21 protein-coding genes and 1 pseudogene are annotated in these 23,044 nt (G+C 44.4%); 14 read left to right on the top strand and 8 right to left on the bottom strand.

The window, feature by feature from the left end; all coding sequences use genetic code 11:
* Positions 1-4 precede the first annotated feature (4 nt).
* The 6 genes from HMPREF9193_RS10020 (at position 5) to HMPREF9193_RS09995 (ending at position 5,621) form a co-directional block, all read left to right on the top strand.
* The gene (locus HMPREF9193_RS10020; RefSeq protein WP_040848122.1) at positions 5-613 is read left to right on the top strand and encodes an MptD family putative ECF transporter S component; all 609 of its coding nucleotides are present in this window, start codon (positions 5-7) and stop codon (positions 611-613) included.
* Between the two features lie 245 nt (positions 614-858).
* Complete coding sequence (locus HMPREF9193_RS10015; RefSeq protein ID WP_021688023.1) at positions 859-2,673, top strand: ABC transporter ATP-binding protein; 1,815 nt, start codon at positions 859-861, stop codon at positions 2,671-2,673.
* A 92-nt stretch (positions 2,674-2,765) separates the two neighbouring features.
* Positions 2,766-4,199 carry an MATE family efflux transporter gene (locus HMPREF9193_RS10010; protein ID WP_021688022.1) on the top strand — a complete coding sequence of 478 codons (1,434 nt, stop codon included), beginning with the start codon at positions 2,766-2,768 and terminating at the stop codon, positions 4,197-4,199.
* Between the two features lie 83 nt (positions 4,200-4,282).
* Entirely contained in the window at positions 4,283-4,483 is a 201-nt protein-coding gene (locus HMPREF9193_RS10005) for a hypothetical protein (protein ID WP_040848120.1), read from the top strand.
* Positions 4,484-4,494: 11 nt separating this feature from the next.
* Entirely contained in the window at positions 4,495-4,992 is a 498-nt protein-coding gene (locus tag HMPREF9193_RS10000) for a GNAT family N-acetyltransferase (protein WP_040848118.1), read from the top strand.
* A gap of 86 nt (positions 4,993-5,078) precedes the next feature.
* Positions 5,079-5,621 (top strand): glutathione peroxidase, encoded by a 543-nt coding sequence (locus HMPREF9193_RS09995; protein ID WP_021688020.1) that lies wholly within the window; start codon positions 5,079-5,081, stop codon positions 5,619-5,621.
* A gap of 12 nt (positions 5,622-5,633) precedes the next feature.
* Here HMPREF9193_RS09995 and HMPREF9193_RS09990 read toward each other — a convergent pair whose 3' ends face one another.
* The 4 genes from HMPREF9193_RS09990 to HMPREF9193_RS09975 all read right to left on the bottom strand — a co-directional run bounded on the left by HMPREF9193_RS09990 (position 5,634) and on the right by HMPREF9193_RS09975 (position 8,692).
* On the bottom strand, positions 5,634-6,401 hold the full coding sequence (locus HMPREF9193_RS09990) for a class I SAM-dependent methyltransferase (RefSeq protein WP_021688019.1): 768 nt from the start codon (positions 6,399-6,401) through the stop codon (positions 5,634-5,636).
* Between the two features lie 64 nt (positions 6,402-6,465).
* On the bottom strand, positions 6,466-7,119 hold the full coding sequence (locus HMPREF9193_RS09985) for a cupin domain-containing protein (protein ID WP_021688018.1): 654 nt from the start codon (positions 7,117-7,119) through the stop codon (positions 6,466-6,468).
* Positions 7,120-7,230: 111 nt separating this feature from the next.
* Positions 7,231-7,893, bottom strand: a complete 663-nt coding sequence (locus HMPREF9193_RS09980; RefSeq protein WP_021688017.1) for a Crp/Fnr family transcriptional regulator — start codon at positions 7,891-7,893, stop codon at positions 7,231-7,233.
* 103 nt (positions 7,894-7,996) lie between these two features.
* Complete coding sequence (locus HMPREF9193_RS09975; protein WP_021688016.1) at positions 7,997-8,692, bottom strand: DNA-3-methyladenine glycosylase; 696 nt, start codon at positions 8,690-8,692, stop codon at positions 7,997-7,999.
* A gap of 112 nt (positions 8,693-8,804) precedes the next feature.
* Between HMPREF9193_RS09975 and HMPREF9193_RS09970 the strand changes: the two genes are divergently transcribed.
* The 6 genes and pseudogenes from HMPREF9193_RS09970 (at position 8,805) to HMPREF9193_RS09945 (ending at position 16,756) form a co-directional block, all read left to right on the top strand.
* The gene (locus tag HMPREF9193_RS09970) at positions 8,805-9,431 is read left to right on the top strand and encodes a TetR/AcrR family transcriptional regulator (protein ID WP_021688015.1); all 627 of its coding nucleotides are present in this window, start codon (positions 8,805-8,807) and stop codon (positions 9,429-9,431) included.
* A 102-nt stretch (positions 9,432-9,533) separates the two neighbouring features.
* The gene (locus HMPREF9193_RS09965) at positions 9,534-10,877 is read left to right on the top strand and encodes an MATE family efflux transporter (RefSeq protein WP_040848117.1); all 1,344 of its coding nucleotides are present in this window, start codon (positions 9,534-9,536) and stop codon (positions 10,875-10,877) included.
* A 306-nt stretch (positions 10,878-11,183) separates the two neighbouring features.
* A pseudogene (locus HMPREF9193_RS09960) lies at positions 11,184-13,388 on the top strand (ribonucleoside-diphosphate reductase subunit alpha); the annotation flags it as partial.
* 49 nt (positions 13,389-13,437) lie between these two features.
* Positions 13,438-14,493 (top strand): ribonucleotide-diphosphate reductase subunit beta, encoded by a 1,056-nt coding sequence (locus tag HMPREF9193_RS09955; protein WP_371440106.1) that lies wholly within the window; start codon positions 13,438-13,440, stop codon positions 14,491-14,493.
* 61 nt (positions 14,494-14,554) lie between these two features.
* A complete protein-coding gene (locus tag HMPREF9193_RS09950; RefSeq protein ID WP_021688011.1) occupies positions 14,555-15,925 on the top strand; it encodes a citrate/2-methylcitrate synthase in 1,371 nt (456 codons plus the stop codon).
* Positions 15,926-15,940: 15 nt separating this feature from the next.
* Positions 15,941-16,756, top strand: a complete 816-nt coding sequence (locus HMPREF9193_RS09945) for a pseudouridine synthase (protein ID WP_021688010.1) — start codon at positions 15,941-15,943, stop codon at positions 16,754-16,756.
* Positions 16,757-16,954: 198 nt separating this feature from the next.
* On the opposite strand, the gene HMPREF9193_RS09940 is transcribed toward HMPREF9193_RS09945, so the two are convergent.
* The 4 genes from HMPREF9193_RS09940 to HMPREF9193_RS09925 all read right to left on the bottom strand — a co-directional run bounded on the left by HMPREF9193_RS09940 (position 16,955) and on the right by HMPREF9193_RS09925 (position 20,519).
* Positions 16,955-17,473 (bottom strand): nitroreductase family protein, encoded by a 519-nt coding sequence (locus HMPREF9193_RS09940; RefSeq protein ID WP_021688009.1) that lies wholly within the window; start codon positions 17,471-17,473, stop codon positions 16,955-16,957.
* A gap of 66 nt (positions 17,474-17,539) precedes the next feature.
* Entirely contained in the window at positions 17,540-18,295 is a 756-nt protein-coding gene (locus HMPREF9193_RS09935; protein WP_040848115.1) for a PdaC/RsiV family protein, read from the bottom strand.
* Between the two features lie 99 nt (positions 18,296-18,394).
* Complete coding sequence (locus HMPREF9193_RS09930; RefSeq protein ID WP_021688007.1) at positions 18,395-19,342, bottom strand: CobW family GTP-binding protein; 948 nt, start codon at positions 19,340-19,342, stop codon at positions 18,395-18,397.
* 121 nt (positions 19,343-19,463) lie between these two features.
* Entirely contained in the window at positions 19,464-20,519 is a 1,056-nt protein-coding gene (locus HMPREF9193_RS09925) for an NAD(P)-dependent alcohol dehydrogenase (protein ID WP_040848113.1), read from the bottom strand.
* Positions 20,520-20,695: 176 nt separating this feature from the next.
* Between HMPREF9193_RS09925 and HMPREF9193_RS09920 the strand changes: the two genes are divergently transcribed.
* The gene (locus tag HMPREF9193_RS09920) at positions 20,696-21,250 is read left to right on the top strand and encodes a hypothetical protein (RefSeq protein ID WP_021688004.1); all 555 of its coding nucleotides are present in this window, start codon (positions 20,696-20,698) and stop codon (positions 21,248-21,250) included.
* A gap of 168 nt (positions 21,251-21,418) precedes the next feature.
* The gene (gene gltX, locus HMPREF9193_RS09915; protein ID WP_021688003.1) at positions 21,419-23,041 is read left to right on the top strand and encodes a glutamate--tRNA ligase; all 1,623 of its coding nucleotides are present in this window, start codon (positions 21,419-21,421) and stop codon (positions 23,039-23,041) included.
* Positions 23,042-23,044 lie beyond the last annotated feature (3 nt).

The following is a 23,044-nucleotide window of genomic DNA, read 5'->3' as shown; positions in this document are numbered from 1 at the left end:
TTTTATGGAACAAACACAATTACAGTCAGGCGGGAAGAACCGCCTTGTGTTAAAGGATTTGGTTAATATCGGTATCTTTGCCGTTATTTATTTTGTCGGACTTTTTGTCGTCGGAACACCGCTCAGCTTTTTGATAGTAACGTTTATGCTCTATCCCTTTGCGGCAAGCCTGGTTTTAGGTATCGTTGCCTTGTTCTTTTTGGCAAAAACGCCGAAGCCCTTTGCGCTGTTTATTTTTGCGGCCATTCCGGGCTGTCTTATGACATTGATGGGGCACACGCCAGTGGTAGCGGTTCACTCGCTTATCATTGCAACACTTGCAGAACTGGTGCGCAAAGCAATCGGCTATAAAACCGTCAAGGGGAGCATTGTAGGCTATGCGCTTATGTCCCTATGGCTGTGCGGTGCTTTTTGGCAGATTTATATATTCACCGATCAATACTATGTCTTGATCGAAAAAATGATGGGTAGCGCATACGCAACACAGATGATCAATCTTCCGATATGGATTATGCCGCTTCTCTATGTTACCGCTTTTGCCGGCGGTCTTCTCGGCGGGCTTTTGGGCGCAAAGGTGTTAAAAAAGCATTTTGCAAAAGCAGGGCTGGTGTAATGGGTTTGAAAACTGTACATCCGTGTACGGCGAAAGCGTAAAGATACCGCTTCCTTCGAGTGAGGGAACTTACTTCCTTCGAGCGGAGGGAAATACCTCAAAGCGGTATATCGGAATGTCTTATGGATTGAGACAAGTCAATCCGAAATAGAATAATCCCAAAGCTATGGTTTGGGGTTTCCAAAGGGCACTCCCTTTGGTCGTCATTTTTCTTTAGAAGGTCTTCCCCTACAAATGGAGGAATTATGTTAAAAAGATTTTTTGCCTTGTCGGATGCGGGAACGCGTAATTTGCGTTTATCGATTACGCTTGCGACTATTATCAATTTGTTTTTGATGGTACCGCTAGGGCTTTCGCTGTATGTGCTGCAGTATTTTTTGGCACGCATTATGCAGCAGGGCTTTCAAGCGCCGAATGTGTGGGCCATTTCGGCAGCCGGAGCGGCGATGATTGCCGTATTGTTTATCCTCGAAAAGCTAAAATACGGCAAGACATATAACAGTGCGTATGAAGAAGCGGCGAATGTGCGTATTTCGCTTGCCGAATCGCTTCGAAAACTGCCGCTGTCCTATTTCGGCAGGCAGGATTTATCGTATTTGACCTCAACCCTTTTGAACGACGTTACGATAATCGAAGAGTTGCTTTCCAATGCCGTGCCGGAAATGTTCGGCGGTATTATTTCAATCTTAATTGCAGCCGGATTATTGGCATTTTTAGACTGGCGAATGACTATCGCACTTTTTATTTTTGCTTTTGCAGGATTTTTCATCATTATCGGCTGCCGGAAGCTGTCGGAAAAAAAGATGAAAAGTGTCATTGTGTGTAAAGATGCACTATACGATTCCCTTCAGCAGATGATAGACAATATCAAGGTGTTAAAATCTTCCGATAAAAAGGCTTCGTATGTGCATAAACTCAAAGACGATATTACCGAAACGACGAGTGTTGCGCTCAAGTCCGAAGCTGCGATCGGAGCGCTTATTTTTGGCTGTTCGGTGCTTATCCGGTTCGGCTTTCCGCTTGTCATCTCTTATGGCGCTTATTTGCTGTCGCAGGGACATATTGAACTTTTGACGTACATCGTCTTTTTGCTCATTTCCTGCCGTATCTTCGATCCGTTGACAACGGTGTTTATGCTGCTCGGCGAATTTTTCTTTATGCTGATTGCCGTTGAGCGCAAGCAGGCGATTGTCAATTACCCCAAGCAGACGGGAAGCGAAACTTTTAAACCGAACGGCTATGATATTTGCTACGATAATGTTTCATTCTCATATAATGAATCGAATGGCAAAGGTGCGAGTGCCATCGGCGGAAGCTTTGCTGATAATGCAGACGGCACCGCAAACACAACTGACAATGCGGCAGAAGATACGGTAAGCGGGATTAGCTTTACCGCAAAGCAGGGCGAAATTACCGCCCTCGTCGGACATTCAGGCTGCGGAAAGTCTACGATTGCCCGCTTGGCAGCCCGCTTTTGGGATGCCTCATCGGGCACGGTCAGTATCGGCGGCGTCGATGTTTCCACCATAGAACCTGAAACCCTGCTCGGAGCTTTTTCGATTGTGTTTCAAGATGTCGTACTTTTTAACGACACCGTGTACAACAATATTTTAATCGGGAACAGGAATGCGACAAAGGAGCAAGTGATCGCCGCTGCAAAAGCCGCACAGTGCGATTCGTTCATCGAAAAACTACCGCAAGGCTATGACACGGAAATAGGTGAAAACGGTTACACCCTTTCAGGCGGGGAACGCCAGCGGCTTTCCATTGCCCGCGCTCTCCTCAAAGACGCGCCGATCATCCTCTTGGATGAGGCAACTGCAGCCCTGGACCCTGAAAACGAAACGCTTATCCAGCGTGCCATCAGTACGCTGATACGGAATAAAACCGTTATCGTCATAGCTCACCGCCTGCGCACGGTTGAAAACGCCGACAAGATAATCGTGCTCAATAAAGGCACAATTGCCGAAACCGGCACCCACGCCGAGCTGATGGAAAAGGGCGGTATTTATCGACAGATGTATCGGTTGCAGCGGGAAAGCGAGCAGTGGACAGCATAATTTTAATACACTAGAATGCATGATTAGTATAAAATAAAGCTTGCAAACTTAATACAACGCGGTAAAAAACGAATCGATTCAGGGCGGGGTAAATGGAAACGGAACAACAGCGACAACAGATTTTAAACGGCAATCCGTGGAAAATATTGATTGATTTTTCGTGGCCTGCAGTGCTTGCGATGTTTTTGCTTGGGGCAAACAATGTGCTTGACGGAATCTTTGTCGGGCATTTTGCACAAGCAGGCGCACTTGCAGGTATTTCCATTGCGCTGCCTGCAGTTATTATTTTGGTCGGTTTCGGCTTACTGATAGGTACCGGCTCAGGTTCTTTGTTGAGTATTGCTATCGGAGCAGAGGATACCGGCATTCGCCAAAAACTTTTCGGTAATGTGAATGCTTTGGTGATTTTAGCTTCGGCAGCGGTTATGATTTTGGGGCTTGCTTTTTCGCAGCAGCTTTTGTTTGCCATGGGCGGCAGAGGAAACGAACTTGAACTCGGTGAACTTTATTACCGGACAATTCTTTGGGGTGCACCGTTGTGGATATATTCCATTGCGTTAAACTCGTTAATTCGCGCAGAGGGAAAAATGAAGATATCCGCCGTCATTATGGCAATCGGTCTTGCCGTCAACGGTATGTCGAATTACGTGCTGATGGTTTTGCTCGGACAAGGAATAAAGGGAGCTGCAGTCGGTACGAATATCGGTATGGCAGTGCAGTCGCTTATCGGCACGCTGTATATAAGCTGCTCGGTTTTGGTAACACAACCGCTTTTACAGCGTTCAAACGATAAATCCCCTTCGGCTTTGCGGCAGATACGGATAATCGCTTTGGACAAAAACATTGTTGCAAAGATTATTCCGATGGGCTTATCCGCTTTTATAATGCAGATTATGATGATTTTGCAATCCATGCTGGTACTGAACGTTATTACCCGTTACGGCAACGCCGATGATATCGCATTTTACGGTATGGTAATCCGCTTGTTCGGCTTTGTCGTACAACCGCTTGCAGGATTTATGATTGCAATGCCGCCGGTTATCGGGGTGAATTTCGGCGCTGCACAGCCTGAGCGCGTCGTTGTTTTTTTTAAGCGGTTTTTAACGGCAGCCTTTATTATTGTACTTCCTTTTTGGATTTTTATGCTTACCTTTCCCCAAACTGCCGCAAGCGTTATGATAAGCAGCGCTCAAATTACTGCGGAAAACATTGTACAATTTAGGATATATATGGCACTGCTTCCGGTAATGCCGCTCAGTTTTTTAACGCTGAGTTTTTTTCCGGCAATCAATAAAGGAAATGTCAGTTCGATACTCGCCGTTATGCAGCAAATAGTGCTTTATGTTCCGGTTATGTTGATTTTGCCGCTTTTTACCGGCGTGCGCGGTGTGTACTACGGCACGCTGCTCATTGAACTGGCAACGGGACTTCCCATGCTTATTTTGATTAAAAGGGAGTTTAAGCTATTGCGCACCGGAGTTACCAAGTGGACAGAAAATGGGGGCGCTGATTATCCTAGAAGATAAATTGACATGTGCATTAAAACTGCGTATTGTATACTTATAATTGCGAAAGAAGCGCTTGAAACAGCTTTAGAGGAATTGTGTATATGAATACACCATATCAAGACGCAAATGCGGCGGTGATTGACCGCTGGATTGCGGAAGGCTGGGAATGGGGTAAGCCGGTTGATCATCAAACCTTTGTGCAGGCGAAAAACGGGCAATGGTCTGTAGTGTTGACGCCGACAAAACCGGTGCCGCGCGAATTGCACATCCCCTCATTCATCGCGACGCGAGCGGTGAAGTAGAGGAGTGTAAAATGGTATTAAGAAAATATGAAGCGCAAGATTCCAAAATCATTTGCAGCTGGATTAAAGATGCAAAGCAGCTTTATCAATGGTCTGCCGACAAAATAGGGCGCTTCCCATTGAACGGCAATGAATTGAATGAATACTATGCTTCGATGAACGGCGTACAGTCTGTCATTCCTCTTTGTGCCATTGACGACTGCACCGTACTCGGTCATTTGTTTATCCGCTACCCAAATAAAGACGATAAAACACTTGTGCGCTTCGGTTTTATTATACTTTCGCCTGAAAGCAGAGGAAAGGGAAACGGAAAGAAAATGGTAGAGCTTGCAATAGAATATGCAAAAAACGTTTTGCATGCTTCAAAAATAATATTGGGAGTGTTTACGAATAACGAACGTGCACGGCTTTGTTATGAAGCCGCCGGTTTTCAACCAACAGGAGAAACTGCAACTTATACCATGCCGGACGGCGTATGGGAATGTATTGAAATGGAATTGAAAATTTAACTTTGAGGCCGGTTATGGACATTCATGCTTTATTGAATGTTTTGAAAAATTTGCGTAAAATAAATCAATTTTTACGGAGGTAAAATATGTCAATCTACGATTATTCGGTTCAGGATGCACAGGGAAAGGATGTGCCGCTTAAAAACTATAAAGAAAAAGTGCTGCTAATTGTAAATACTGCAACAAAATGCGGCTTTACACCCCAGTACAAAGAGCTTGAACAAATGTACGAAAAATATCACGACAAGGGCTTGGAGATAATCGATATCCCGTGCAATCAATTCGGAGAGCAAGCTCCGGGCACAAATGAGCAAATCAGCGAATTTTGCACGCTCAATTACAATACGAAATTCCCGCAAATGAAAAAATCAGACGTAAACGGAGCAAACGAGCTGCCGCTGTATACGTATTTAAAATCGCAAAAGGAATTTGAAGGTTTCGGTATAGGTAAAACGGCGCAAATACTTGCCGACTATATTAAAAAAAGCAATCCGGATTATGAAAACAATTCCGACATCAAATGGAACTTTACCAAATTTATTGTCGCGCGCGACGGTAGCGTCGTTGCTCGTTTTGAACCGCCGGCTCCTATGACCGATGTTGAAGCGTGCGTTGCAAAGCTTATATAAATATACAGCTTGCTATCCGTTTTGCTTTGTTCCCACGCTGCAAATGTAGGCAAGCTCCTTTTTATGCTCATTGAAAAAGCGGAACATTTGCCGGAACATCGCTTTGTTTTCTTTTTTCATTGCGTTGCGCATAATGCGCAGCGCGCCGGCAAAGCCTTCGTCGTGAATTATGCCGATAGGGCTCATTAACGTCATATCGCCGCTTTTTTGCGTAACGGTAAAGCCGTTTTTAAGAAAAAGCGCTTTCCAGCTTCCGGCATCGAGCGGCTCGACGCTGACGTTTATGGCTTTGCTTAAACCCGAACGCAGCTCTTTTTGCACGGCACTGTCCGCTGTTCTAAGAGCGACGTCGTGTGTTAAAAGAAGTCCGCCCGGCTTGAGCACGCGAAAATATTCTTTGAGCGCTTTATCCTTTTTATCGCCGACGAGCATCGTCAGCATCGCTTCGTTTACAACGATGTCAAAACTCGCGTCTTCAAACGGCAGGGCAAGCGCATCTCCGTGAATCAGCGTAAGCTTGTCTTCAAGATGATTTTTCCTGATGTTCTCTTCCGCTTTTTTCAGCACGTCTTTATCAAGATCTATCCCGGTGATTTTGCAGCCGTATTTTTTCGACAGCTGAATCATCGTTCTTCCCATGTTGCATGCAACTTCAAGAATCTTTGTGCCGCTGTTTATCCGTGCTTGTTCGATAAGCCATGCGGTCGCATCGATTCCTCCGGGGCGCAGCGTCGTTTTGCCGAGCTTTGCCAAAAATACATGACCCGCTTCGTAATACATAAATTCTCCTTTGGGAAAAAGACAGTCTTGTTCCGGGCAAGGCTTTTTTCTCCCTATATTTCAATCAGTCACGCACGAGCAATAGTGCCATTTTGAATTTGCCTTCCGCTTTAACGTAGTGCGTGCCGTTTTTATCGAACTTAAAGTTTTCGCCTTCATGAATGCGGTATTCTTTTCCCTCGTATCCGATAATGCCTTCCCCGTCGAGGCAAAATATAAGTGCGTCTCCGGGGGCTGCGTGTTCGCTCAAGCTTGTTCCCGTGTCGAAAGCCATAATCACAAATTTGGTTTTATCGCCGTCGACAAGATCCATGTTTACAATCTTTCCCTCTTTATAAGGAAGAAGATCTTTAAGCGCGAAAACATTTCCGCTTTTTAAAACGTCGTTCATAGCACACTCCTTGTTTAAAAGTATTTCCGAATATATGCACCCGCTTTTGCTTCGAATGCCGACCGGAATATTTTGCGGCACGATAAAAATATCGCCCGATAAAAGCGTTTGCGCAGCTTTATCCAAATACAGCACGTCGGCACCGCCTTTTTCGATTTTCCAGATTTTAGGATAACCGTAGCTTTCGGGGCTGATGTTCGTTCCCGCGGCAAGCGAAAAAACAGTCAGGGCACACGCGCCGTTATCGAGGAGGCTTTTTGATTCCGTGCAGCCAGCTGACGGTTCGTTGTCTTTTGCAATTGAAAATATGTGTTTGCTTTTTAACATGCTGAGCCTCCGTGTAGTAACCGTAATTAACATACAATAAATTTCGTGCCGAATCTGTTGCTCCGGCAACAAAATTGTGATTTTTTTTGATAAATAATGTAGGTAAAGGAGCTAAAGCACCGTTATCGTTTTGCCTTTAATCTTAATAATTTTTTCTGCGTTCATACGGCTCAGTTCGCGCGACACGGCGCTTCTGTCTGCCGATATAAATTGTGCAAGTTTTTCGCGCGTAAACGGCAGTGTAAACGAATTGCATTGCAGGGTATTTTGCATAAGGCGCAGATAAAGCAAAAGTTTGGAGCGCAGCGTCGGCTGCGTCAAAAGCCGAATCTTCATATTTAAATGTTGAACGTCGAGCGCCATTTCGCGCAAAAGATTTTCGAGTACAATCATGCGGTACGGGCAGCGGCACCGATTGCTTGCGTGCGTCGACGGGATTTCGATAAACAGCACTTTTGATTTTTCCGCGCTTACAATCCGCAAAAAAGGGTCGGCTTGTCCGAGGCAGCACAGCGCTTCGCCGAACGATTCGCCGCGAACGATTTCTTTAAGCAGCACGGTTTTTCCGTCTATGCCGATTTGTTCGGCGTGAACGCTTCCATCGATAACGATTCCTGCGTGCGAAATAACGGTGTCCGAGCGGTATATTTCTTGAGCGTATTCGAAAGAGCGGTAAAAACCGTGCAAGCATGCGATTGCTTTGTCTATGTCTTGTGCGGCAATTCCTTTGAATACCGCCGTACGCGCTAAAAACGACGTATAAAAATTCAGCATTTTGCCCTGATTGTTGCAGAAGCAACAAAATCTATTATGAGTTTATGCTTACTTTTATATACTGTCAATCTCTATAATGAAGTGCTGACGATATTTTCAGAAATCAGCGCCACGGAAAATCTTGCCAATCCGATTTTTTTATTCCCGACACGAATTTATTTCCCTGCACAAAAAAGCGTAGTTTTTTGTGCGTCCATATTCCCTTGTTCGGAATACCTATGCGTTCGCTTGTTCCGATTGCTTTGGGAGTTTTACTGTGTTTAAAATCTATGCACAAGCTTCCCGTTTGTATCATAGTCATATTGTGTATGTCTCCTATGCCCATCGCTTGTGTCAATTTTCCCGGTCCGTTGGTTAGTGTGATATCAAGCGCAGCTCCGGTAGTAGGGGGAAACGAAGCGGCGGGAACAAAAGGTGTACGTTTTCTGTTTTGTGCCATTATATCTAAGCCGGACACGGGTTCAACGGCTCGTATGAGCACGGCTTGCGGGTTGTCTTTTTCGCATGCTACTATATTCAGCATTTTGTGAGTATGTATGGTATAGATGTAAATCGTTCCCGCGTTTTCATACAGGGCTTTTGTTTTTTTTGTCTTTTTTCCGCCCCATCCGTGGCACGCTCTATCTTGAATACCTAAATATGCTTCGGTTTCAACAATATAGCCGCTGACAGTTGTCTTTTCGCTGTCTGTCGTGCTTTCGTTTTCAGTTGCGTTTTTGACAATCAGCAGTTTGCCCAATAAACTTTTTGCAAGCTGCACCGTATTTTGTAAAAAAAATCCGTCCGTATAAAAATCCATAATAACCTACGGTTTTTAGTATACCATAAGTGTAGAGTGCTGTCCCGTGCGGCGGACTCCAGATGCGGCGTACTGTTCTTGACAAATGTCAGTTTGAAAGTACAATAATTCTATGCCTAAGTTCGAACGGAAAACAAAAGAAGAACGCTGCAGTGAAATAATGAATGCAGCAAAAAAGGTTTTTTTAAAAAAAGGATACCGCTACACCACAATGGAAGATATTGTTGCCGGCACCAGTTTGTCGAAGGGCGGGGTATATCAATATTATAAAAATACCAAAACCATAATGTTTGATATTATGCAAAGCGGAAACTATTTGCGCTTCCATCGCAATGAAGAAATAATAAAAGAAGGCTTACAAAAGAACGACGATATTTATGAAATTATCACCCAAATGCTTATGGGTAAATTGTATGAAAAAAATCCTGAAAGAAAACTGTATATGATGTTTTTAGCCGAAGTGCTGTACGATAAAGAAACCGAAAAGCTGCACGCACAATTGGAAAAACAAGCATATGAATTGGCTGTAGAAAATTTGGATATGTTAAAAGATCAATATCCGGAAATGTTAGTCAAAGCAAAACGTTTTTTTTCCAATGCAGCTGCAAAAATCTATGCGCGTATATTTTTCGGCATGTTTGTTATACGTGAACTGTTTACCGATAAAAGCGTGTTTGATAACAACCGCGATGAAATACACCGATTTTTGTACGATACGATAAAAAAATTAAGCTCTTAAATATCTTTGTTGACATTCTTTTCTAAAACCGGTATTCTATTAGTGACGGTACCGTCAGTAATAGTGCGGTATCTTAACGTAAAAAATCTTAAGGAGATTGTTATGGCGGATAAACGGGAAAGTTTAATTAAAGACAATATATTTAAACTTATGCTGCAGTTAAGTGTTCCGGGCATTATAGGAATGCTTGTTATAAGTTTATATAGTTTTGTGGATGCAATTTTTGTGGGACGTTTTGTAGGCGCTTCGGCGCTCGGTGCAATAAGCCTTGCGTATGCATTCACTTTGATCAATAACGGTATTGCGGTATTAATCGGCATGGGATCGGCTTCGGTATTGTCCCGTGCAGTCGGCAGACAAGATCAAAAAACGATTGATGCGGTAATGGGAAACGTACTCATATTAACATTGCTGCTTTCAACGATTGTTACGGTCGCCGGCTATGCTTTAGCGCCGCTGTTTTTAAAACTGATCGGTGCCGAAGGCGAAATGCTGGATATGGGAATCCGCTATTTGCGGATTGTGTACTTGGGTTCCATTTTTGTAAACTTCGGACAAGCGGCGAATATGGTTATCCGCGGCGAAGGCAAAATGGCTTTTGCTATGCTGCTTATGGGTATCAGTGCCGTGCTGAATATTATACTCGATGCGGTATTTGTCATTCCGCTGCAGATGGGAATAGAAGGCGCGGCTATAGCAACGGTTATTTCGCAAGTGGTACTGGGAGTACTGAACTTTGTATATTTTGCCTTTTTCAGCAAAAAAGTCCGTTTTACCGCATTTAAGCTGGAAAAAAGCATAATCGGAGAAACCGTATCTGTAGGACTTTCTGCTTGGTTTATGCAAGTTTTTGCGCTTATACAGCAAGCAGTTATGTATTCCACTTTAAAACGCTACGGCGGAGAAGACCAAGTTATTTTGATGGGAGCTTTTTTCAGATACATTATGCTTGCTTTTATTCCGCTGTGGGGAATCAGTCAGGGGTATCAGCCCTTTGCCGGAACCAATTTCGGGGCACAATGTTTTTCGCGTGTAAAAAAAGGAACCCTGATGTTTTATGCATTTGCCTTTGTGCTTGCACTGGCTTTTTGGCTCGGCTTTTTATTGGCTCCTGAAGGTGTTTTAGGCTTATTTATTAAAGACAGTGCACTTGTCGCTTCGGGCAAACACAACGCTTTGCTTATGATAATTATGTTTCCGCTTTTGGGATTTATGATTATCAATTTAACGCTGTTTCAAGCGCTGGGAAAAGCAAAATACGCCGGAATATTTGTTATGGCGCGTCAATTGTTTTTGTATGTTCCCGCAGTTTTGCTTTTACCCCGTTTTTTCGGTGTTCGCGGTGTGTGGGTTTCCGGCTCTGTTGTGGACACAATCGTTACCATAGGTTCGGCAATCCTTGTAGTTAAACTCTTTGCAACGGATTTAAAAGAAAAAAAGGCGTAAACGTATAAAAGAACGCATAAAAAGAGCATAAAAGCCCGTCAAAACGCTTGCATTTTATTTTGCTAGTGTTTATAATTAGTACATTATTGAAAACAGCACAATATATAGTGTGCCGGCGCAGTAATATCGGAGCGGATATTTATACAATATACTGTTTCGGCGCGGCATACCGTGCTGCGGGAGGGCGGAATGACGGGCTTAAAAACAAAAAACAATTGCGCAATGCAAGCGGACTATACGTGTGCACGGGACAAATTAACTTCTTTTATAACGGATGACCGTGCTGCCCGTGCGCTGGATGCCGAATTGCAATCTATAGAAAATGATTTTTCTCAAGACGTATATCCGCTTGAGCTTTTGTACGATAAATACCTTGTTGCACAAAAGGGACAAGCAAATGCCGAAACGGTTTTGGATACACTTATCCGAACGGCAGCAGAAATGACCTCGCAGCAAGCACCCGATTGGGAATATATCGCAGCGCGCTTGTTAACGGTGCGCTTTAAATATACGCTGAACAACACAATGGAAAAACTTGCCATAAACGGCTTTTATCAAAAACTTACCTATTTAACTGACCAGGGACTGTACGGCGCGTACATTTTGGAAAATTATAGCGAAAAAGAAATAGCCGAATTTGAGCGCGCGCTGCAGCGGTACGAAACCGGCAGCGAAAACCGCAACACTTTATTTACTTACAGTGCACTGAATTTGCTTTTGCGCCGTTATGTTATCCGCACTCGGGAAAATCAAGTGCTCGAAACTCCGCAAGAAATGTTTATGGGAATCGCCATGCATTTGGCGCTTAACGAACAAAAAAACAAAAGCCAATGGGTATTGCGTTTTTACGATATGCTGAGCAAACTGCAAGTAACCGTTGCAACGCCTACCTTGGCAAATGCGCGCAAACCCTATCACCAGCTTTCTTCGTGTTTTATAGATACCGTACCCGATTCTTTGGACGGTATTTACCGTTCGATAGACAGCTTTGCCAAAGTATCGAAATTCGGCGGCGGTATGGGCTTATATTTCGGTAAAGTGCGCGCTTCCGGTTCGGCAATCCGCGGTTTTGACGGCGCTGCCGGCGGTATTATCCGCTGGATAAAGCTTGCAAACGATACTGCCGTCGCCGTCGATCAATTGGGCGTCAGACAAGGCTCGGTCGCCGTGTATTTGGATGTGTGGCACAAAGACATCCCCGAATTTTTACAACTGCGGACAAACAACGGCGACGACCGCATGAAAGCACACGACGTATTTCCGGCAGTGTGTTATCCCGATTTGTTTTGGAAAACGGCGAGGGACAATATTGATGCCGATTGGCATTTGCTGTGCCCGCACGAAGTGCTAAGCATAAAAAGCTACGCGCTTGAAGATTTTTACGGCGAAGAATGGGAAAAACGCTATATCGATTGTGTTAACGATAACAGCATAAGCAAGCGTACCGTTCCGATTAAAGAATTAATCCGTCTTATTTTAAAATCGGCGGTGGAAACCGGAACCCCCTTTGCTTTTTACCGCGATACCGTAAACCGCTTAAACCCTAATCCGCATAAAGGTATTATTTACTGTTCTAACTTATGTACCGAAATAGCTCAAAATATGAGCCCTGTGCAATTTATACGGCGCCAAAGCACCGACGAAAACGGAGATACGGTAATTGCGGAAATTACCAAGCCGGGAGACTTTGTTGTGTGCAATTTGGCTTCACTGGTGTTGGGTAATATCGATTTGGACGACGAATGCGAATTGGAATATGTTACCGAAAGTGCCGTGCGTGCATTGGACAATGTAATCGATTTGAACTATTACCCGGTAGAATATGCCCGGATTACCAATAAGCGTTACCGTTCCATAGGTTTGGGAACAAGCGGATACCACCACGTTTTGGCAAAACGCGGCATAGCTTGGGAAAGCGAAAAGCACCTTGAGTTTGCAGATGCTTTATTTGAACGTATCAATAAAGCGGCAGTGCGCACAAGTGCTGCGCTCGGAGCGGAAAAGGGCAGCTATGCTTTTTTTGAAGGTTCCGATTGGCAAACAGGCTCTTATTTTGAAAAACGCGGCTATACCGACGGCGAATGGGAAACGGTAAAAAAAGCCGCTTCCCATGCTATGCGCAATGCATACATTATGGCAATAGCGCCGACCAGTTCCACATCCGTAATCGCCGGAACAAGCGCCGGGGTAGACCCCATTATGAGCCGTTATTATTTGGAAGAAAAAAAAGGCAGCATTATGCCGCGTACCGCACCCGGTTTAAATGCACATACTTTTTGGCTGTATAAAAGCGCTCACACCATAGATCAAACGTGGTCCATACGGGCAGCTGCCGTACGCCAGCGTCATATAGATCAAGCTCAATCGGTAAATCTTTATATTACAAACACTTTCACTATGCGCCAAGTGATGAATTTGTACATAAGCGCATGGGAGCAGGGCGTAAAAACAATTTACTATGTGCGTTCCAAATCTTTGGAAGTGGAAGAATGTGAATCCTGTTCGGGCTGAACGTACAGGATTTAAAAAAAAGGAGAATACCGTGGATAAAAACGGCGGCATAAAAGATATAAAACGTGCGCTTTCACGCAAAGCGCTTTTTAACGCACAAGGCGATACCGAACTGGTTAAACGCCGCATGATTGGAGGAAACACCACCAATTTAAACGACTTTAACAACATCAAATATTCGTGGACAAGTGCGTGGTACCGTCAAGCGATGAACAACTTTTGGATACCTGAAGAAATCAATTTGCAAAACGACATACGCGAATACCGCTTGTTGTCCAAAGATGAGCGCACGGCATACGATAAAATCCTTTCGTTTTTAGTATTTTTAGACAGCATTCAAACTGCAAATTTGCCGTCGATAAGCGAATACATTACCGCAAACGAAGTAAACTTGTGCTTGGCAATTCAAACTTTTCAAGAATCGGTACACTCGCAAAGTTACGGCTATATGCTGGACAGTATTTGCAATCCTGCCGAGCGCAACGACATATTGTATCAATGGAAAAACGACGAACACCTTTTAGCGCGCAATTCTTTTATCGGCGGTTTGTATAACGAATTTCAAAAAGAGCAAACGCCGTATACGCTTGTCCGTACTGCCGTGGCAAACTATATTTTGGAAGGCATTTATTTTTACTCGGGTTTTATGTTCTTTTATAATTTGGGACGAAACGGCAAAATGAGCGGTTCCGTACAGGAAATACGCTATATCAACAGAGACGAAAATACCCACTTGTGGCTGTTCCGTTCTATCTTGCAAGAATTGCAAAAAGAAGAAAGCGAATTGTTTACACCGGCTTTAGTTGACGAATACCGCGCAATGATAAAAGAGGGTGCCGAGCAAGAGATAAAGTGGGGGCACTACGTTATCGGAGATAAATTAAACGGTTTAAGCAAAGATATGATAAGCTCCTATATAAAGTATCTTGCAAACTTGCGTTGTACCGATTTGCACTTTGAACCCGTGTACGAAGGCTTTTCCGAGCAGCCGCAGCAAACCGAATGGATAAATCAATACAGCAATGCCAATCTTATAAAAACGGATTTTTTTGAAGCAAAGTCAACCGCATATGCAAAATCCGCTGCACTGGTCGACGATTTATAAGCGGTTTGTGATTGCATAAAACTTTCCGTTTCCTGTATACTTTTAGCCGAGAGGTTGAAAAGTGTCCGATAAGCGAAAACAAAATGCCGAGCGTGATTTTTTACAAAAACTTTCGTTTTTAGCCGAACAAAACGACCCCATAGATCAGGGATTGTATCAAAAATATGATGTAAAACGCGGCTTGCGCTATGCCGATGGGCGCGGTGTTTTGGTAGGGCTTACGCGGGTAGGCGATGTCGTCGGCTACGAAATGGTAAACGGAAAAAAAACGCCCATTCCCGGAAAACTGATTTACCGCGGTTATAATATAGAAGATTTAATTAGTGATGCGGAAAAACAAAACGAATTTGCATACGAACAAACCGTGTATTTACTGTTGTTCGGAGAGCTTCCCACGCGCAAAGACTTGGATGACTTTCGTTTATTCTTAGGTTCCAAGCGTACGCTTCCCGAACACTTTACCGAAGACATGATTATGAAAGCGCCGTCAAACGATATTATGAATAAAATGGCGCGCGGCGTTTTGGCTTCTTATTCTTATGACGAAGATCCGGAAAATACGTGTGCTGCAAATAATTTACGCCAATGTATAGAATTAATCGCACGCTTTCCCACTCTTGCCGCATACGCATATCAGGCAAAACGCCGCTATTACGACGGCAAAAGTATGTATATTCATAATCCCAAACCGGAGCTGTCTACGGCAGAAAATTTGCTGCGCTTGATCCGTCCGGCAAAAAAATACACCAAGCTGGAAGCCGATATTTTGGATTTATCTTTAATTTTACACGCAGAACACGGCGGAGGAAACAATTCTTCTTTGAGTATACACGTTGTTTCGTCTGCCGATACGGACACTTACTCGGCAGTTGCGGCGGCAATAGGCTCTCTTAAAGGCAGGCGTCACGGCGGGGCAAATTGCAAAGTTATGGAAATGATGGACGATATAAAAAAACACGTAAAGGATTGGTCGTCGGAAAAAGAAGTAGGGGCATATTTGAAAAAGATTATCCGAAAAGAAGCCGGCGACGGCAGCGGTCTTATTTACGGACAAGGGCATGCCGTATATACCGTTTCCGATCCGCGCGCGGTTCTTTTGAGTAAAAAGGCAAAAGAATTGGCAAAAGAAAAAAACTGTATGGAAGAATACGGTTTATACCGGCTTATAGAAAAACTTTCTCCTTCCGTATTCGAGCAAGAAAAAGGCACGATTAAACAAATTTGTTCAAATGTCGATTTTTATTCGGGATTTGTTTATTCTATGCTCAATATTCCGCGCGAACTGTTTACTCCCATTTTTGCCGTAAGTCGTGTCGCCGGCTGGTCTGCACACCGCATAGAAGAAATCGTTTCCGGCGGTCGTATATACCGTCCCGCTTACCAAAGCGTTATGAGCGAGCGCAGCTATATTCCCATGTCAAAACGCGGTTAGTTTTCCGGTGTTTTTATGGAAAAAACTTGTTTTATGCGTCTTGATAAACTGCTTGCGCGTCACGATTTTGGAACAAGAAGCACTGTAAAAAAACTGCTGCGCTCGGCAAAAGTGCAGGTTAACGGCTGTGTATGCACCAAAGCAGATGCCGTCGTTGACAGCGAAAAAGACTGCATAAGCGTAGACGGTCAAAAAATAACGATAGTATCGAACGTATACATAATGATTAACAAACCGCAAAATACCTTGTGTTCTTCGTGCGACGGTGCCTATCCTTCAGTGCTATCTTTATTGGATGAAAAATACCGGCGCCGCTTTTTAGGCGGAAAACTGCACATTGCAGGCAGGCTCGATGCCGACACGGAAGGACTGCTGTTGTGTACAAGCGACGGACAGTTGACGCACCGTATTATTTCGCCGAAACAAAGTATTGCAAAAACTTATTTTGTCCGCCTGCGTGATGTGCCCAGCGATCCTAAGCTGTATGTCCGCAGTTTTGAAAAAGGAATAAGCGTTCCGCCTGAAAGCGGCGAAAGAGGGTTTGTCGCCCGCAGTGCACGTTTGCGCTGGCTTAACGAAGCACAAGCTGCTGCCGATGCCGATAGCGCTCGTACAGCATTTTGTATGCTTAGTATTTTTGAAGGAAAATATCATCAAGTAAAGCGGATGTTTGCCGCTATGGGCAATGAAGTGGTGTTTTTAAAGCGTACTGCTATCGGCAGCTTACAGCTCGACAGCACGCTTAAAACCGGATGCTGGCGCGAGTTAACCGAAAAAGAAAAACAAACATTGTTTTTGGAAGCCGGCATCACGGATACTGAAAAAGTATAAAAAACCCGCTTCGGAAAACTTCCGAAGCGGGCAAAAGGAGAGGAGGAGGATGCAGAAAATGTCGTTACCGTATGAGTGTTGGCTGTCATAACGGTATGCAATTACTGCTTATTGCTGTTTGTTTGCTCATGCAATACACAAGGTAAACAGCTGCGCCGTAAAATGGTTACAGCGCGGTAACCGTAATCGGTTAAAATATTAATAAAAATTCAGATGTACCCGCTGTGCAAAAGGAAAACGTTCGTTTTGTTTTCCCTGTTCTGCCGGATACCCGATAGGAAGTATTGTACGCACCGTTAAGTGAGCGGGAACGCGTAGCAGTTTTGCCAGCTGTGTACTATTTGTTCCTCTGCGGGTGTAGCCGTCGAGCCACAGCGAAGCGCAGCCCAAAGCGGTTGCCGCTAAAAGCATATTTTCTACGGCTGCTGCATAATCTTCTATTTCAAAAGACACGTCGTCGAACACAGTCTTTTTTTCGGTTACGACGGCGATAATAAGCGGCGCCGTTTTTACTACCGGTTTATCGATAACGGATGCAATTTCGTTTAACAAAGTTTTATCAGTTACCGCGATAAAAGACGTGGTTTGTGCATTGCAACCAGACGGAGCCCGGATGCCGGCATCGAGTATTTTGTTCATAACCTCTTCGCTGACCGTTTTATCCGTAAAAGTGCCGCGGTAACTGTAACGTTTTTTTATCGCTTCAAAAAAATCCATAAATCCTCTCCGGTAAAAACGGCACTCACCCGTCTGCGCTGCAGATGATAAACACCGTTAAGGTATTTAGCGTAACTTTGCAGTATTCAGCGTTGCAAAAACAATTCCTTCCGAACCGGGTGCAACTTGGTATTTTTCAAACCACACGGTTATGTTTTTACCTTGTACTGTAATGTTTTTAAAATTTTCTTTTTCCGGTGCAGTACCTGCTGCAATAAATTCGGATAAAGACGGCTCTTTTGCTTTGTTTAATTTTGTTTCCAAAATTCCGCGCGTATTTATAGAAAGGTATTCCAGCCACTGTTGCTGTGTGTAATGCAAACCCAGCAGTTCGGGAATGTCTTCGCTTTGTACCAATTTTTTTTGCGGTACCAGCCAGTTCAATGTGTCTATGTAGTTCATGCCGTTTGCCCCGCCTATATACGCATAGGTTTCCAATTTTATGCTTATCAGCGTATCGGAAAGTTCTCCTGCTTCCCAATTTACATAAAAAGAATGAAGCGGTTGTGCGTTTGCTTTTTTTACAGCACCGGAATCTTGACGTGCTTGGTAATTTGCTTCGGAGGCTGCGTCGAATTCGGCAAACCTTTTTTGAACAGTTTGTTTGATTATTTCGCTGAATTCAGCTTGGGTAGGAAAATTCGGTATTTCTATTGAAGAATAATAACGTTCGGTTGTTTTTTCTTCGGGGACCGTTTGAATTTCAAGCACTGTTTCGTTTTTTATTTTTCCGGGGACGGAAGATTTTTGCGTAACGCAAGACGAAAGCACAAAGGACAAGCACACACATACTGCGGCGCACGATAAAATTGTTTTGTTCATGGAATACTCCTCTAGAGATTTTTAAAATCGGTATTTGCCGAATCGGTTTAAAACAACGGAATGCGTATAAGGTTACTGAGACCCTATATATGCTAGGTTTTATAAGGGGGTACCGAACAATGTATACAGGGCTTGGCTGTCCAAGTTGGTACCGATAGCGGTCATTTTCGCTTTTTTCATCGCTGCGCATGTTTCGATATTGTAGCGCTTGTCTACTATGTCGAATTTTGCCCACTGACCGTTTATGTTTACAAAACCTTTAAGGCGGTATATGCGTCCGAAGCGCCCTTCTATCAGTACGCAAAGAGCGGTTATCAATTCTTCTATTGATTGTATCTGTATATCGCTAATGCTGAGCGTTTGTAAATCGGGAGTAGCGGAAGCAACAGCGTTTGACGTATTTGCACTGCCGGCATATTGCGCGCTTAAAGCGTCAGGTGTATTTTTACCGGCACTTTTGAAAGCACTTTTTTCGATATCGAGCAATGAGTTCCACCAATGCGCGTCGGTTTGTTCATACGTTGTTATCAAAACGCTCGGGTTTATAGACTTAAGCGTGTGCACGGCTTTTTTGATATCGGTGCCGTTTGAATTTTCGGTTTTGGACAATAGAATCGTCGGTGCGTTTTTAATTTGATCCGCATAAAATTCGCCGAAGGTTTTTAAATAGCTGTCTATGCAGTTAATATCGACTATGGTTACGGGCTGCAAAAGCCGTATGCGCTCGTATTCGATTTTAGCCAAATTGGCGATAACTGAACTTAAAAGACCGACTCCTGTCGGCTCTACTATTAAATACTCCGGATTTGTGCTATTTGCAATCGTTAAAACCGACATGGCAAAATCAGATTTAAGCGAACAGCAAATACAGCCTTCGGTTAATTCCCATACTTTTAAGCGGTTTTGTTCCAAAAGGCTGCCGTCTATTCCCTGTTCGCCGTATTCGTTTTCCATAACGGCGAATTGTTTGCCGGTTTTTTCGGAAAGTTTTTGAATAAAAGTTGTTTTACCGGCGCCCAAAAAGCCGGAGACAATCAAAATGTTCATAGAAAATGTTATACTCAACCCGTTCGGTTAGGGTAAAGTGCACGGGGCTTTTAAAGACAGCTGATATTGCCATACCGAAGCGCTTTATGGCTGCCCCGTGTTCTTTTTTTTGTTATTATTTTTAGATAATGACAACCGGTTTAATTAAGTCGGCAGGTTTGTCTTTCATTAAAAAGAGTGCTTTTTCGACGTTTTCAAAACCGTTGAATTTATGCGTAATCAATTTTGAAAGGTCGAGTTTGCCGACTGCAACGAGGCTGCCCAATTTTTCCATGCGCAGTCTTCCGCCGGGCATAAGACCGCCGTTGATTTGTTTGTGTCCCATACCGACACCCCATTCGACGCGCGGAATTTTTACCGAAACACCGGAACCCAAATAGTTAACGTTTCCTATTTTTCCGCCCGCTTTTAAAGCTTTTACGGCTTCGTCAAACGTGTCGACCGTGCCGCCTGCGATAATAACTTTATCGACGCCTTTGCCGTGCGTTAAATCCAATACTTGTTTGTCGATAGGACCATTTTTATAGTTAATGATATCGGTAGCGCCGTAAAACTTTGCAGCTTCCACACAAGCAGGACGGCTTCCTACCGCGTAAATCCGCGATGCGCCACGCAAGTTTGCTCCTGCAACCGACATAAGACCGACAGGACCGATTCCGATAACCACTACCGAATCGCCGTACTGAACGTCGGCAAGTTCGGCTCCATGAAAACCGGTAGGAACCATATCGGAAAGCATGGGAGCGTGTTCTATTTTAATACCTTCAGGAAGGTGGGCGAGGTTTCCGTCCGCATCGTTTACATGGAAGAATTCGCCGAACACACCGTCTTTAAAGTTGGAAAATTTCCAGCCGGCAAGCATACCGCCTGAGTGCATGGAATAACCGCCTTGGGCTTCAAGCGAATTCCAATCAGGAGTAATTGCGGGAACTAAAACTTTATCGCCGGGTTTAAAATCTTTAACCAATGAGCCGACTTCTACGACTTCGCCACAGCCTTCGTGTCCCAAAATCATATTATGCCGGTCGCCGATAGCTCCTTCCCATACCGTGTGAACGTCCGACGTACACGGACTGAGTGCAAGCGGTTTACAAATCGCATCCATCGGACCGCATACGGGTTTTTCTTTTTCTATCCATCCCGTTTCCCCGATTTTAAGCATTGCAAATCCTTTCATACTAGCCTCCTTAATGTATTTTTTTAAGTATATCGGCGACATTATATAAGGAAATTGTTGTTTTGGCAATAAAAATAATCTGCCGTAAAAAGCAGGTAAGCAGTAAAAAATAAGTGCAAATATATAAAAAAACTGTAACGCAGTTATGTATAAGTTGTTATACGCTCGGAGGTACTATGAAATCATATAAAAAACGTGTTTTAGGTTGTTGTGCTGCAGCTTGCGCCCTGTTGTTTATGTTGGGCGGCTGTCAGGATTTGGAAAAAGACATCGATAATGTCATTAAGAATGTTGCCTTTTTGCGTCATCACGACGTTGAGGGAAAATACTGGGTGTATACGCTCAGCTATGACATCACAAAAGACGGTGAAAGTTGGAAAACCGATGCAGCCGGAATCCGTGAGCGGGCAATAATATATATCCAGCCCAAACTTTCCACCCCGCCTGCACAAATGGAAGCTGTTGTAACCGAAGCGATAAACAAACTGAAAAATTACAGTTTGAAAATTGAAGCGGACAAGCTTGAAGTACAGGGTATCGAGTTTCCGAAATGGACAAAATATAAAGTTAGCGGAACATGGACTGAAGCTGCCGGCGGAAAATTCGTACATTCGGATGATTGTCCTGTCGCTCCTGCACCCGGGGGTACGCAAAGTTATTCGGAGTTTGAATTGTCGGCAGTGAATGCCGGTAAAATCAAAGTTACCGAAAAGATTTATGTCCTGCATTGACGGACATCTTTTGTAAGTTTACTGCGAGACTGTCGAAAAAGTAACCGACTTTTGAGGCAGTCTTTTTTTTCGGTTGGATTTAATGTGAGTCCATGCAAAACTGCCGATGTGTTGTCAGTCAAATACGTTGCCTTGCACAAGGGCGTAAAAAATACTACAATGTTTTGCATGGAAGTTAAGGTTCGTTATGCCCCGTCGCCGACGGGAATGCAGCACATAGGCGGTGTGAGAACCGCCCTTTTTAATTATCTTTTTGCCCGCTCGAAAGGCGGCAAATTCGTTTTGCGTATTGAAGATACCGACCGTACCCGCTACGGCGAAGAGTACGTTAAAAATCTCTACGATACCCTTGAATGGCTCGGAATCGACTGGGACGAGGGCGGGAGTAAGGGCGGCCCCTGCGGTCCGTATGTGCAGTCCGAACGCTTCGATTTATATAAAAAATATGCCGAAGAATTGGTAAAAAAAGGCGAAGCCTACTATTGCTTTTGCGACGAAGACAGACTGAATCGCATTCGCGCGATTCAAACAAAAAACAAAATGCCTCCCGGCTACGACCGCAATTGCCGCCACTTAACCGACGAAGAAGTGCAAGCCAATTTGGCATCCGGCAAACCTTATGTTATCCGCTTAAAAGTTCCGCTTGAGGGCGTTACCCGTTTTCACGATGCGCTTTTGGGCGACATCGAATGGAAAAACGAAGACATCAGCCCCGATCCGGTATTGCTCAAAACCGACGGGTTCCCCACCTATCATTTGGCGAATATTGTCGACGATCATTTTATGAACATAACGCACGTTATGCGCGCTCAGGAATGGATTCCGTCAACGCCGCTTCACGTGCAAATGTACCGCGCCTTCGGCTGGGAGCCGCCGCAGTTTTGCCATTTGCCGATGGTAAACGGTGCCGACGGACAAAAGCTTTCCAAGCGCCACGGCGCGACTAGCGTAAACGAATTCCGCGCACGCGGCTATATTCCCGAAGCGCTGGTAAACTACGTTGCCATGCTCGGCTGCTCGTACGAAGAGGGCCGCGACATTTTTCCGCTTAAAGATTTGGAAAAGCTGTTTAAAATGGAGCACTTGAATAAGGCCGGCGCGGTGTTCGATTATAAAAAACTGGAATGGTTTAACGGTCAATACATGCGCATGATGAGCGACGAAGAACTTTTTAAGCGCGTACTTCCGTTTATTACCGGAACCGGCGATGCGGCAATTCCCATTCAAGCTTCCGAAGAATTTCCGGCTCCAAAAGTCGGTCCCGAATATTCCGGACTTGTGTTAGCCGATGACGGCACGCTCCGTGTTGCGCAAAAAGAAATCGATGCGGGTGCCGAAGTTTTAAGCGATACGGATATTCGGGCAAAGCTTATGGAAGTGATGCCCCTTATAAAAGAGCGGCTGCATTTTTTAACCGAAGCTGCGGAAACGGTCGGCTTTTTGTTTAAAAAGGTTGAAGCGCCGAATATCGACGATATAATCCCCAAACGCTTGGATGCCGCGCAAACAAAGGCGGTGCTTACCGAAGCGCTGAACTTTATCCGCGAACTGGATGAGCGCACGCGTACTGCAAAAAATGAACCGAATGAAGCCGCTTTCGACCACGAAGCGCAGGAAAATCTTGCGCGCTCCTATGCCGAAAAGCTCGGCGTAAAACTCGGCGATTTTATGATGCCCATCCGCATGGCGGTAACCGGCTCAAAGGTATCGCCGCCGCTTATCGGCTCCATTTTGATTTTAGGCGCCGACAAAGCCTGCGCGCGCGTGCAAAACGCCCTGAAAAAGTTTTAGCGG

Origin of the sequence: Treponema lecithinolyticum ATCC 700332, assembly GCA_000468055.1 — a bacterium.
GTDB classification, from domain to species: Bacteria; Spirochaetota; Spirochaetia; order Treponematales; family Treponemataceae; genus Treponema_C; species Treponema_C lecithinolyticum.
The sequence above is the reverse complement of the archived record's forward strand: the minus strand, read 5'-3'. Positions and strand labels throughout refer to the sequence as shown.